Source organism: Pontibacter kalidii (genome assembly GCF_026278245.1).
Lineage (GTDB): Bacteria > Bacteroidota > Bacteroidia > Cytophagales > Hymenobacteraceae > Pontibacter > Pontibacter kalidii.
This window is the reverse complement of record NZ_CP111079.1, coordinates 3,414,929-3,427,005: the sequence shown is the minus strand read 5'-3', so window position 1 is coordinate 3,427,005 and position 12,077 is coordinate 3,414,929. Positions and strand designations below refer to the sequence as shown.

General features: G+C 54.7%; 11 protein-coding genes. 3 read left to right on the top strand and 8 right to left on the bottom strand.

From position 1 onward, the window contains the following. Nucleotides 1-6: 6 nt before the first annotated feature. From rimK to OH144_RS14240, 3 genes are all read left to right on the top strand, one after another. The gene (rimK, locus tag OH144_RS14250) at nt 7-909 is read left to right on the top strand and encodes a 30S ribosomal protein S6--L-glutamate ligase (RefSeq protein ID WP_266202927.1); all 903 of its coding nucleotides are present in this window, start codon (nt 7-9) and stop codon (nt 907-909) included. Between the two features lies 1 nt (nt 910). Beyond that, nucleotides 911-1,852 (top strand): succinylglutamate desuccinylase/aspartoacylase family protein, encoded by a 942-nt coding sequence (locus OH144_RS14245; protein ID WP_266202926.1) that lies wholly within the window; start codon nt 911-913, stop codon nt 1,850-1,852. Between the two features lie 168 nt (nt 1,853-2,020). Beyond that, on the top strand, nt 2,021-2,155 hold the full coding sequence (locus tag OH144_RS14240; RefSeq protein ID WP_266202925.1) for a hypothetical protein: 135 nt from the start codon (nt 2,021-2,023) through the stop codon (nt 2,153-2,155). Between the two features lie 66 nt (nt 2,156-2,221). Here the strand turns inward: OH144_RS14240 and OH144_RS14235 are convergent, their stop codons facing one another. From OH144_RS14235 to OH144_RS14200, 8 genes are all read right to left on the bottom strand, one after another. Beyond that, nucleotides 2,222-2,458, bottom strand: coding sequence for a hypothetical protein (locus tag OH144_RS14235; RefSeq protein ID WP_266202924.1), 237 nt, complete (start codon nt 2,456-2,458; stop codon nt 2,222-2,224). 189 nt (nt 2,459-2,647) lie between these two features. Next, nucleotides 2,648-3,139: a hypothetical protein gene (locus OH144_RS14230; RefSeq protein WP_266202923.1), complete on the bottom strand. Its 492-nt coding sequence runs from the start codon at nt 3,137-3,139 to the stop codon at nt 2,648-2,650. A gap of 109 nt (nt 3,140-3,248) precedes the next feature. Beyond that, entirely contained in the window at nt 3,249-4,034 is a 786-nt protein-coding gene (locus OH144_RS14225; protein WP_266202922.1) for an SAM-dependent methyltransferase, read from the bottom strand. 54 nt (nt 4,035-4,088) lie between these two features. Next, complete coding sequence (locus OH144_RS14220; protein ID WP_266202921.1) at nt 4,089-4,754, bottom strand: NAD-dependent epimerase/dehydratase family protein; 666 nt, start codon at nt 4,752-4,754, stop codon at nt 4,089-4,091. 12 nt (nt 4,755-4,766) lie between these two features. Further along, nucleotides 4,767-7,277, bottom strand: a complete 2,511-nt coding sequence (locus OH144_RS14215; RefSeq protein ID WP_266202920.1) for a DUF5916 domain-containing protein — start codon at nt 7,275-7,277, stop codon at nt 4,767-4,769. 97 nt (nt 7,278-7,374) lie between these two features. Next, entirely contained in the window at nt 7,375-8,217 is an 843-nt protein-coding gene (locus OH144_RS14210) for a CvfB family protein (protein ID WP_266202918.1), read from the bottom strand. A 1,202-nt stretch (nt 8,218-9,419) separates the two neighbouring features. Further along, nucleotides 9,420-10,022: a Dps family protein gene (locus OH144_RS14205; RefSeq protein WP_266202916.1), complete on the bottom strand. Its 603-nt coding sequence runs from the start codon at nt 10,020-10,022 to the stop codon at nt 9,420-9,422. A 69-nt stretch (nt 10,023-10,091) separates the two neighbouring features. After that, nucleotides 10,092-11,987 (bottom strand): BamA/TamA family outer membrane protein, encoded by a 1,896-nt coding sequence (locus tag OH144_RS14200; RefSeq protein ID WP_266202915.1) that lies wholly within the window; start codon nt 11,985-11,987, stop codon nt 10,092-10,094. Nucleotides 11,988-12,077: the final 90 nt, after the last annotated feature.

Genomic DNA, 12,077 nt, shown 5'->3' with positions numbered 1-12,077 from the left:
GCATTTATGAAAATTGCTATTCTCTCCCGCAACCCAAAGTTGTACTCTACCCGCCGTTTGGTGGAGGCAGCGGAACAGCGGGGGCACCAGGCCGTTGTACTCGACCACCTGCGCTGCGACCTGGTGATAGAGCAGGGTGATCCGCACATCCTCTACAAAGGGGAGCGCCTGACGGATATTGATGCTGTTATCCCGCGCATCGGGGCCTCGGTTACCTTCTACGGCACGGCCGTGGTGCGCCAGTTTGAGATGATGAAGGTGAAAAGCGCCGTGGACTCCCAGGCCATCGTGCGCTCCCGCGACAAGCTCCGCTCGATGCAGATATTGGGCCGTGCCGGCCTGGGGCTGCCCAAGACTGCCTTTACCAACTACTCCAAGGAAACTTCGGGGTTGGTGAAGGAAGTAGGCGGCGCACCGCTGGTGATCAAGCTGCTGGAGGGCACTCAGGGACTGGGGGTAGTGCTGGCCGAGACGCGCAAAGCCGCTGAATCCGTTATTGAGGCATTCCATAACCTGAAGGCGCGCATTATCGTGCAGGAGTTCATCTCCGAGGCCGGCGGCGCCGACATTCGTGCCTTTATCGTGAACGGAGAGGTAGTGGGGGCCATGAAACGCCAGGGCAAGGAGGGCGAGTTCCGCTCGAACCTGCACCGGGGAGGCAAGGCCCAACTCATCAGGCTGAGTCGCCAGGAGAAAGCCGCCGCCTTGCTGGCTGCCAAATCGCTGGGCCTGGGCATAGCCGGTGTGGATATGTTGCAGTCTAAGCGCGGGCCGCTTATTCTGGAGGTAAACTCTTCGCCCGGGCTAGAGGGCATCGAGAAGGCCACCAGCAAAGATATAGCAGGCAAAATTATAGAGTACGTGGAGAAGCTGCCCATCAAGCGATCCAAAAAGAAAGTAAGTGAGTAGCATGCCCGAGACGATTGTTATCAATGGTAGAAGTATAGACCGTGGGGAAAAGGTGCTGACCAAGCTGGTGATCAGCAAGCTGCCCAGCGGTACCGTTATTGAGATCCCTGTTTATGTTTTCCGCTCGGTGCACGATGGGCCGGTGGTACTCTTGATGGCCGGCATGCACGGCGACGAGGTGAACGGCACGGAGATTATCCGGCGCATGCTTGCCAAAAAGATGCTCTATCCGCTTAAAGGCACGATCATCGCCGTGCCGGTGCTCAACATCTACGGCTTCCTGAACTTCTCGCGGGAGGTGCCCGATGGCAAGGACGTGAACCGTAGCTTCCCGGGAAACCGCGACGGCTCGCTGGCCAGCCGGGTAGCGCACCGTTTCATGAAGGAGGTGATGCCCTACGTAGACTATGGCCTCGATTTCCATACCGGTGGCCGCAGCCGCGCCAACTACCCGCAGGTTCGCTGCGTGCTCAGCGACCACAGGAACCAGGAGCTGGCCAATGCCTTTGCCCCGCCGTTCATCATGAACGCCTCTTACCGCCAGGGTTCCCTGCGCAAAGAGGCCGGGAAACTAGGCAAGTCTATCTTGGTGTACGAGACCGGCGAGAGCCTGCGCTTTGATGAGAAAGGTATAAACATGGGCATTGAGGGCTCCTGCCGGGTGCTGCACCACCTAGGCATGACGGCCAGTTGCCCAGAGCCCTCGGAGCCAACGGTCACCTGTATGAAAGACATCTGGCTGCGGGCAAAGAACGCTGGCCTTTGGCGCACCTTCATCAACATTGGCGATTTCGTGAAGAAGAACCAGCACATCGGAAGTATAACCGACCCCTACGGCGAGATGGAGGTACGCCTGAACGCCCCGGCCACGGGCTACGTGGTGGGCCTAAACAACATGCCGGTGGTGAACCAGGGCGATGCGCTGCTGCATATTGCGTTTTAGCCTGCTGAGTTGGATTAAGCAAAAGGAAAAGAAGGAGGCAGCCACGTTTGGCTGCCTCCTTCTTTTTGTATATAGTATGAAATTGGTATAGTTATACTTATCTGTTTTATCTGATTTGATTGCTTGATAATCAAATCAGATAAAAGCCAAAAACTAAACTTAATGCTGATGTTGGAGAAAATTAAAAACTGTAAAACCAGCCCTCCTTTGCTCGTGATTGCAGCAGCGCTTGTTGTCGTGTTTTGTGCAGGGCTGATGGTAGGAGAGTCTATTGGTGAGTTGATCTATAACTTAACACACTAAAACAGCAAGTATAAAAACGGCCCCGCTAAAGTATAGTGGGGCCGTTTTTATACTTGCTGTTTCACTTTACACCCAACGCTTTCGCTCACTGAAGTGGTTACAGCCAAACTGGGCACCGGTTATCATTTCAAACTTTTTAGGCTTCAGGTCGCTTGATGCCTCGTGCACCAGAGGCAGCACGTAGGATGGCTCCAGCGCATGCTGTCCGGTTAGTTCATCGCATACCCCAAAGTCGTTGCTTTGGAGCTGTACTTTATTGGGATCCTGCTCCCAGTGGGTGCAGTGGTTACATGTTGCTTCCATAGGTCTATTGGTTTGTTTATAGTATAGCTATACTTTCCTTTCGCAGCGCTTGTTTGCGGTAAACTCGTATTTCAGCGAAATTTAGAATCAGACTAAACAAGGGACCAGGCTGCGGGCGCAGCTTTGATAAGCAAAGAGGCCCCGCTATACGTTAGCGGGGCCTCTTTTATACTTTGATCGTATGATTTACTAGAACACGTAGCGCACGTGCAGGGCTGTGTCCCAGAAACCACCGCCGCTCGGGATGTTGATGTAGGGCTTGATGTCGGCACCGATGGTGAAGGGGATGTCACGGATGTAGTACTCCAGACCCAGCACGCCGTCTATACCCACGCCCACCACGTCGTCGTGGTAGTGCTTGTGGTGGCGGTCGTAGTAGTGGCGGCCTTCCCAAAAACCGATGTGGCCCCCGATGCCATAGTACCACTGCAGGCCGCTGGCGTTAAAAGCCTGGGCGTGCTTTTCGTACAGCACGGTAAGCACGGTGCCTCTGTACTTAAAGCTTGTGCTCAGGATGCCCTCAATAGCCGCATCGCTCTTGATGAAGTGCTTCACGGTAAGGCCCGAGGCAGCACCACCTCTCAGGCCTATGCCTGTAGAGTAGCCGCTCTGTGCTTGTGCGCCCATGGCGGCGAAAAGTACAAACGCCAGCGCAAGTGTCAGTTTCGTAATAGATCTCATTGCTTTGGTTAAGTTGAAATGTTGCAGTTACTGCGGCAGGCAAGCCCGGCACAGCGACCGCAAAATTACAAGTTCTATTGACTGTTGCACTATATTTATCAGGGAGGGGCTATGTTTTCTCTTCGCTTTTGTAATCCTGCAGGTAAGCAGTTTTCTTGGTGCGGAGCCCAATGAGTTTGAAAAACGAGATAAAGTTCTCTTTGTCAAGCTGAAGCGCTTTGGCAAACGGGTCTTCCTCTTCGGACTCCTCGAAGTCTTTAATATAATGCTCCCGTACCAGCCCCGCTTCCTTCAGCTCTTCGGCAGCCTCTATGTGCACCAGCCCGGTTTTCTCCCAGAGCCTGCGCCACCAGCCCAGCGTATGTATAAAGTACCAGTAATGCTGATAGTCCGCGCGCAAAAATCCAGGTACCTGATCCAGTGATTCAATCTCTTTGGTAAAGCATACATCTACAATGGCAATGCAGCCGCCGGGCTTTATAAAGCGGGCAATGTAGGGCAGGTACTTCTCATCGGTGCCGAAGTAAGTATAGGAGTCCACCACAATCACGGCGTCGAAATATTCCTGGGCAAAGGGCAGGGCGCGGGCATCGGCCTCCAGCGGTATCACCTTATCCTGGCAGTTTTCATGGCAGATGCGCTGGTAGTTGTCGCTGGCAGACACGGCCTCATCCACCGCATACACCGTAACACCAAACTCCCTGGCCAGAAAGATAGAGCTGATGGCTTTGCCGCAGCCCAGGTCCAGCACGCGCATGCCCGGCTTGAGTTGCAGCGATTTGGTGAGGCTTTCGAGGTTAAAGAGCACGTTCTCGCCCATGGAGTGGCGGCGCACCCAGTCAGGGTCGTAGCGCATCGCCTTCGGGAATACGCGTTGCAGGCTTTTGCTGGGCATAGGCATAGTTTTATACTTGCTAAAAGGGCGCTTACGCGGGGAGTGCGGCCAAAGTTAGGAGCCCATACGGGCTATCTCGTCTGATGGGTGTGTATACTTGCCGGCTTGCTCGGCTTTGGCGGCAGCCAGCATGGCACGGGCCACCGTTTCGCCTTCTATAGGTTTATACTTTTCCAGTGGCCCGATCATCAGCCCACTCAGCGGCTTCATCAGCTTGCTTGCCAGATCCTCGCCCTTGCGTTTTTCCTCCCGCTCGCCCAGCAGCAAGGCGGGTCGGAAAATATGGACGGTGTTGAAGGGCTGCTGCTGCACATCACGCTCCATCTCGCCCTTCACCTTGTTGTAGAAGATCATGGAACCGGCATCAGCCCCCATGGCCGATACTACTAAAAACTGTATGGCGCCCTTGCGGGCCGTAATCTCCGCCAGCTGGGTGACATAGGTATGGTCTACCTTATAGAAGTTTTCCTTGGAGCCAGCCTTTTTGATGGTGGTGCCGAGGCAGCAAAAAATATCGTCGGCCACCATATCCGCCGCATAGTCTTTCATCCTGTCGAAGTTGATGACCTGCTGGTCCAGCTTGGGGTGGATGAGCGGCAGTTCGTGGCGGCCAATGGAGATGACCTGGCTATAGCGTTCGCTTCTGAGCAGCAGGGAGAGCAGGTGCCCGCCAACCAGTCCGCTGGCTCCGGCTATCAATGCGGTTCTTACTTTTTGCATGAGGTTCTTTGCTTATGCAGAAAGTACGTTCTTAAGCGCTATATAGTCTATAAAGTATAGCAGTTTCACCGAGAAATTGTTGTTTTGCGGCACAGCAAAGGTATTGGACATGTTATCGAAATAGCGGTTCTCTATCGTATTGGCCCTGTCCTCAATAAAATTCTTCCAAACCACGCGTAGTTCGCTGCCTGGCGCAAAGCGCCAACTATACACCAAATCCATGGTAAAGGTATTGTAGTTGATATCGCTGATGGCGGAAGTATACACATCCTGTTCGGCGGTGGTTGGCTGCAGCAGGCCCTGCTTTGTCAGCTCAAAAAACTCCTTGTACGCCGCCCTGGACCAGTAGTGGCGCATGTTGAGCGTAAGCCCCGAGCGCTCGTTGAAAATATAGGCGCTGCTGATGGTGGTGCTGACGGTGGTGAGGGTGCGGTCGCCGAACAGGATGTGCGTGTTTTGCCCGGCGTCCTCATACTTATCGGCAAAGCCAATGTTGCGCTTGTCTATACTATAGCTGTTGCCGTTCACGATGGAGAGCTTGTCGTTTACGCGGAAGCGCGGGGACAGGCTGAAGGACCAGCTGTTCTGCTCGTAGCGGCGGGAGCGCCAGTAATTGGTGCTGGCATCGAGGGCAAAGCGCCTGCGGTAGTCGCTGCTGAAGCCAATGTTGGAGCTAACCGCCGGCGGCTGCACGAATACCTGCGGAAACGTGCGTGCCTCAAAGTAATTGTACCTTTCGCCGGGGCGCACCGACAGGCCTCCCCACAGGCTGGTAAAGTTGCGGAAGCGCACGCTGCTGCTGGCGCTCAGATCCAGGGAGATAAACTTGCTGGGGTCGTACAGCATGCTGTGTCCTACGCTAAAGCTGTTGTTCCACGAGAGGAACTTCCAAACGGGCTGATAGAAGTTGTAGCTGATACTGGCGCTGGTGTATACTTCGTTGTTGTTGCTCAGGAAGCCCAGGTCGTTTATATCATAGGTGTCCGACTCTACATTATGGTTGATGCCGTAGCGCAGGTTGCCGCTTATCTTGCTCACGTTGACCGAGTACTGGTGTCCCAGCCTTACGCTGTTCCCTTCGTCCTTGCCATACTGCTGGCTCAGGTTGCCGCCGGTGGTCAGGGCAAACATGTTGTTCTTATCGGCAAAGCGCATGCGCAGGCCCGTTACGTTGGCATCGTAGAAGCCGCTGGCGCGGGTCACGTTCGTGTTGGTAAAGGTTACGTAGGAGTTGCGCGGCAGTGTCTGGTCCAGCACAAACACGTTGTAATTGGTAAACGGGTCGGTGAGTACCTGGCGGGTGTTGCCCAGCGAGTCCTCCACGGTGGCGTAGGTGGTGCCGGTAAAGGCGTTAAACAGGCCGATGCCTAGCCCGCGGCGCGTCCGGCCCGATACTTTGGCGGCGTTCAGCAACTGCGTCTCCACCGGGTTGCGGGTGATCTCCTCGCCCTCTCTTAGCTGGTCGGCCACCTGCCCGCGGCCTACGGGAGCGGCCCCGATGCGGCGGGAGTAAAATAATCCTGCCTTGTTGAACAGCTCGGTGCCCTCGGTAAAGAACTGGCGGTTCTCGCTGTATTTCACCTCAAACGGCCCCAGGTTCAGCACCTGGTTATCCGACTGTGTCTGCCCGAAGTCCGGGATCAGGGTTACATCCAGCGTAAAAGCATCGTTGATCCCATACTTCACGTCCATGCCGCCGTTTACCGAGTGGGTAAAGTTTTTGGCGTCGCTCTCGCTGTCTTTAGAAGAATAGTGGTTCACGTAGCCCGATACATAGGGCATAAACTGCAGCCGCACCGGCGCCTTCACGCCTTCGATACCGATCACGCGGCCTGCCTGGTTTATCAAACCGCTCACAGAGTTGTCCACATGGCTCCAGTAGGATTTCTCGCGGTTGCGGCGAATCACGCGCATAAAGTTCACGCCCCAGGTCTGCACCTCGGCCTCCGGAAAACGAATGGCGCTGTAGGGGATGCGCATCTCCACGGTCCAGCCCTCCTCGTGTGTTCTTACGCTGCTTTCCCACACAGCATCCCAGTTCCAGTCCTCGCTCCCCTGCGAGTGCTTGATATCGGTTTGCACACCGGCCGCAGACACCAGAAAGGCAAAGGCGTTTTGCTTGTCGTTATACGTATCGAGGTACACGCCGAACATATCGGAGTTGTTCTCGCCGGAGTCGCGCTGGCCGAGTTGGGTAAGTACAGAGTCGGGGGCGGTGTCGCGCAGCAGGGCACCGATGTACACAGCGTCGTTGTCGTAGAGCATGTATACCTCCGTTTCTTGCGAGGAGGGTTTGCCGTTGAGCGGGTCGTACCGGTAAAAGTTGCGGGCGGGGTTTACCTGTTGCCATACTTCAGGCTCCAGGTGCCCGTCCAGTACGGGCGCCACCTGCGTGCGCATGACCTTGGAGGTTTTGCTGGCTTTGGTTGTTTCTGCTTCTGTGTCGTCGTTGTTGCCGTGGGCGCGCGCGCCACCTGCGCACAGGCTAAGTATAAGCGCGAAAGGTAAAAGTTTAGTAAGCATACGTCAGGGCCACGCCTTGTCAGGGCGGGGTAGGTTTTAAAGTGAGAACGTCAGGTACTGTATGGTAGCGCGTATGCGGGTGGCGGAGAGGCGGGTATTAATCCTTCCGCAGCCGTATACTGTCAGGTTCAATGGTAATCTTTCCGGCCTTGTACAAACTGCCGATAGCGCGCTTAAAAGTTTTCTTGCTCATGCCCAGCGTCTGGTAAATATCCTCCGGCGAGCTGTTGTCGGAGATAGGCATCCAGCCGCTGCCCTGCTCCAAAGAGCGCATGATTTTGTCGGCGGCCTCGTCCTTCTCCTCTTTCTGGTTCACACCCGGCTTGCGCAGCGTCACGTCTATTTTATTATCAGGGCGGATGAGCTTGATGTAGCCGGTGGTCTTGTCGCCGATGCGCAGGTCCTGGAATACCTCATTTTTATAAAGAATGCCCATGTAGGCGCTGTTGATGATCACCTTGATACCGATGTCGGTGAGGCCGGCCACCAGCAGCTGCACCTCGTCGCCCTCACTGAGCTGGATGTCCTCGTTGTGGAGGTACTTGCCGAGTTTGGAGGTGGCCACCACGCGGTCGGAGCTTTCGTCCAGGTACACGTACACGCAGTACTTGCGGCCCACCTGCATCTTGTTTTTCTGGTTGTTGAGCGGCACCAGCAGGTCCTTCTCCAGTCCCCAGTCCAGGAAGGCGCCAAACGGGGTTTCGTCGGTGCAGGTGAGGCAGGCAAATTCGTTTATAGTAGCATAAGGCTCCAGGGTGGTGGCAATCATACGGTCCTCGGAGTCACGGTACACAAACACGCGCAGCTTGTCGCCTACTTTTGCGCCTTCCGGCAGGTACTTGCCCGGCAGCAGAATGTCTCCGTCGTCGGAGGAGAGGTATACGCCAAAGTCCACTTCACGCGCTATCTCCAGCTCGTTGTAATTACCTAAATCAACCATGTTATTATTGCTTACGAGGTGTTTGGTGCAGCGGCTGCACTCCCTTTACAAATCTACTAAAAAGCAGGCGGGCTTAAAAGTTGCAACAATAGATATTAGGGATAAAGTATGCTTGTTGTTGATAAGTCTACGTTTGAGCAGGGTGTTTTATGAATTAAGGGATGAAGCAGGCATTGCTTATACTTGTCTATACTTTTATACTTCCAGCTTCTGGCGCAAGTCTTCAGACTTGTGTCCTGCTGTGGTGTCGAGTCTCTGACTCGGCTGGCTTGGGAAAGCCAACTTTATACTTAGGCTATACTTTTATACTTGTATACTTGCTTCTTACTTTCGCTGGCGCAAGCATCCGCTTGTGTCTCTTTATACTTGAGTTATACTTTTTATACTTGCTGTTCCGGACATCCTTCTGCTGGCGCGAGTTTGCAACTCGTGTCCTACTATGATGTTGGGTTTGTAACCCGACTGGCTCGCAGAGCCATACATTTATACTTCGGCCTTACTTTCCTAGCCGCTGCTTCCCGCAACGTGACACAAGCTATACTTTCTAGCGACCGCTGATCCTGTAGTTCCCACAAGCCTACTGTTGCACCTCTAACTTTGGTGCTCTCCAGCCCGAGAGGGCTCGTCCTTGGGCATCGCGCGGTGTACATTTCCTTTGCTTGACCTGCGGTCTCCGCAATTTCGCTGAAGCGAAACCGGAAATCTACAAGGCGCTCAACCCAAGGACTGGGAATCGTTCAATAGCCACAGCTTTTTTGTCATCTCGAATGAAATGAGAGATCTCTTTAGAATTCCCAATTGATCCCTCACTTCAATCGGGATGACAGGGAAAGTATAGCAAGTACAGAATTCCCCTCCTAGGGGGGGAGGGGTGAGTTTATACGCGACCTGTTCGCGCGATACCAGCGAAATGAAACTTATGCTTCAGCAGCAGCATTTACACAGCTCCCTCTCCTGTTCTTAGGAGAGGGCCGGGGTGAGGTGAATACATGCCCGGAGTTTAGCACCACTTGCTTCAGGGTAAGAGTTGCAAGTGTAAACAGAAACCACCAGTGCAACGGCTGGTAAAGGCAAGTATAAAACCCAAGTTGCGATCTACTCAATGAAGTGCAGGGGTGGGTTAATCGCAACTTGAGTTATAAAGTATAAACCCCGGCAGCTCTCGCCACCGGGGTTTATACTTTATACTTGCTCGGGCCATGTTAAGCCTTCGCTTTCTTCTTAGGCTTGGATTTAGACTCCTCGGCCTCGCCATCCTCCATAATATCGCCAGGGCGGGCAATCAGGCCAATGGAAAGGCTGTCTTCGCCCAAAAAGTGCTCGATGTGGTGGCAGCGGTCCTCGGTCGTCAGCAGAATGCCCTCCAGCAGCGACTTGGTGGCAAAGTCCTCTAGCTCAAATGCCTTCTTGATAGACTTGCGCAGCTCCACGGCAATGGTTTTCTCATCATCCATGTCCTTGTTGAGCATCTCGCGGATACGGAACTCGCCTTCTTCCTCGTGCTCCAGGTAAGCGATCTTCAGCTGGTTGGCCGGGTGGCAGGTAGGGCAGTAGCCCATCACGGTCAGGCGCTCGGCAATGGCGTCGTACTGCTCGTGTATCTGAGTATAATGCTCTTCAAAAAACAGGTGCAGGTCGCGGAACTGCGGGCCCTCCACCAGCCAGTGGTGCTTGTGGTATTGGTTGTATAATACAATAAAGGAAGCCAGGTGGCGGTCCAGCTCTTTGGCCATGGCCGTAGCCGTTTCTTTCGACAGTCCTACCGGGTTTCCTTCATACTCGTTCTTCTCTCTAACTTTTTTCATAGTTGCGTAATTTCTGTTTAGGGTTTACCACCCTATAAACCGGCAAACGCGCCAAAAGGATACGAAAAGCTAGTAAAATTCGGCCACGCCGGGGCGGTCGAACTGGAAGTTGCGGAAGTCGTAGAAGGGCGCCGAAGATTCATACAGCCTGAAATCGCGCATGTTACTGTTGGGCGGCAGCTGCGGGTAATAACCCAGTGTGATTTGTATGGTGCTGAAGGAGGTAAATTCATTCCGGAGCCTGAAGCCGATGCCGTAGCTGCTGTAGGGCTTCTGGCTGAAAGGGGAGCTTTGGTTGCCGTAGGAGAGCCAGGCCAGGTCGGCGTAAACAAAGGTGGCGAGGCGGAAACCCAGCAGCGAGAGCGGCGTGTAGAGGTTGGCCTCGTAGTTAAAGGAGGCCCTGCGGGTGCCGCGCACCAGGTCGGAGCGGAAGCCCCGGATGCCGCTTTCGTTGTTGATGGAGAGCAGCTCCTCGGGGTGACGGTTGATGCCGAAAGTGCCGCGGCCGAGCAGGTAGTGCCGCAGTTTCCAGTTGCCCCACTCAGCCAACCTCGTAATATACATGGTCTCCAGGTCCAGTACACCCTGCTCCCAGCGGTCATCCCGGATAAAAGTGCCGTAGCCAACCCGGCTGTAGAGATAGCCAAAGCTGGTGCCGTACCTGGCAAAGGAGAGCGAGGTGCCAAAATAACGCCGGTCCCACACAGTGCCATCCTGGTAACCGCCCGTAACGGAGAAAAGCGTGCCCACGGGTATGTCCTCTGTCCTGCCGAAACCAAAGATAAAGCGGTCTTTGTAATACTTCCGGATGCTGTAGCCCACGCTGCCCAGCAGCAGGATGTTGTCCTGGAAGTTATCCGTGGGGGTGGTGTTGTAATTGGTGTTGATGACGCGGGTACCAAGTATGATCCGGCCGCGGGGCTCATAGCCCAGGTTGTAGGACTTAAACTTGAGGGTGCGGCCCAGCCAGGCATCCTGCCGGTTATAGCCTACAAAGCCGAAGCGCGCCACCGAGTCGTCGGGCTGGGCTGGCAGCAGGATGCGCTCATCTATCCAACTGGCCCCCACGGCACCCGCATACTTGGTATTGAGCGAGTAAAAATCGCGGTGCAGGAAAAAGCTCTTCTCCTGATAGTAGTTCTCATCCACGTAGGCCACATCGGCGGTGATGTAAGTTCTGCCGATGTTTTCTATGGTATAAAAGCCGGCAGCCTCCCAGGGGCGCGGCCGGTCCAGGTTAAATTTATAAGTGCCCTCTATCTGGTGGCCTTGGCCTAGGAAGTTAAGCTCGCGGAGCGTGATGCGGCCCTTGCCGGAGGAGGGGGTGTAGGAGCCGGATCCGCCCAAGCTAAAGATGTCCCGGGTGATCACGAACACGTCTACGCTGTCGTTGGTGGTGGTCTCTTCATTCACGATAATACGGGCGTCGAGGATGTGGCGCGTCTGGCGCAGCAAACGCTCCGACTCTACCAGCGCCAGCGGCTCCAGCGGCTCCATTTTCCGGAAAAGCAGTTTGTTGCGCACCTCGCCCCGGCCCGTCTTCATGTGCAGCGAGTTGCCGGCCTTCTCAAAGAAGTTGCGGGGGGCCCGCGAGGTGTCGTTGATTGAGTAGCCGAAGGGGTCCAGTGTCAGGATATCGATGTGGCGGACGATCTTATAGTTGTGCAGCTCATACTCTTTCTGGATCAGCTCGGCATCCAGGCCATACACTTCCTCCTCGTTCCGGTCAAAGTCGAGCAGGGCCTTCAGCAGCTTGCCCATAATGGTCTTCCGCTCCGACATCTGCTTCAGGTTTTGGATGATGCGGTCGTTGAAGTTCTGCCTGGTGGTGTCTTGCGGGGGGAGCTGTTGCTGCACCGTATCCTGCGGCTGCACCTGTGCCTGGCACACGCTGACGCAGAGCAGCAGCATGCACAGCAGGCATGCCAGCGACAGCGGCTTTAATGTAGGGTGCAGGTAAGGCATAAGTCGTATGCGCGTGGTGGTCCGGTTTACTTCAACCTCCTAATATAACGCTTTCCGCCGCCGGAAGTAGCTGCAAAGGCCTATAAAATA

Excerpts from the sequence above, each read along its gene's own strand:
- rimK (WP_266202927.1), top strand. The coding sequence starts at position 7 with ATGAAAATTGCTATTCTCTCCCGCAACCCAAAGTTGTACTCTACCCGC.
- OH144_RS14245 (WP_266202926.1), top strand. The coding sequence starts at position 911 with ATGCCCGAGACGATTGTTATCAATGGTAGAAGTATAGACCGTGGGGAA.
- OH144_RS14240 (WP_266202925.1), top strand. The coding sequence starts at position 2,021 with ATGTTGGAGAAAATTAAAAACTGTAAAACCAGCCCTCCTTTGCTCGTG.
- OH144_RS14235 (WP_266202924.1), bottom strand. The coding sequence starts at position 2,458 with ATGGAAGCAACATGTAACCACTGCACCCACTGGGAGCAGGATCCCAAT.
- OH144_RS14230 (WP_266202923.1), bottom strand. The coding sequence starts at position 3,139 with ATGAGATCTATTACGAAACTGACACTTGCGCTGGCGTTTGTACTTTTC.
- OH144_RS14225 (WP_266202922.1), bottom strand. The coding sequence starts at position 4,034 with ATGCCCAGCAAAAGCCTGCAACGCGTATTCCCGAAGGCGATGCGCTAC.
- OH144_RS14220 (WP_266202921.1), bottom strand. The coding sequence starts at position 4,754 with ATGCAAAAAGTAAGAACCGCATTGATAGCCGGAGCCAGCGGACTGGTT.
- OH144_RS14215 (WP_266202920.1), bottom strand. The coding sequence starts at position 7,277 with ATGCTTACTAAACTTTTACCTTTCGCGCTTATACTTAGCCTGTGCGCA.
- OH144_RS14210 (WP_266202918.1), bottom strand. The coding sequence starts at position 8,217 with ATGGTTGATTTAGGTAATTACAACGAGCTGGAGATAGCGCGTGAAGTG.
- OH144_RS14205 (WP_266202916.1), bottom strand. The coding sequence starts at position 10,022 with ATGAAAAAAGTTAGAGAGAAGAACGAGTATGAAGGAAACCCGGTAGGA.
- OH144_RS14200 (WP_266202915.1), bottom strand. The coding sequence starts at position 11,987 with ATGCCTTACCTGCACCCTACATTAAAGCCGCTGTCGCTGGCATGCCTG.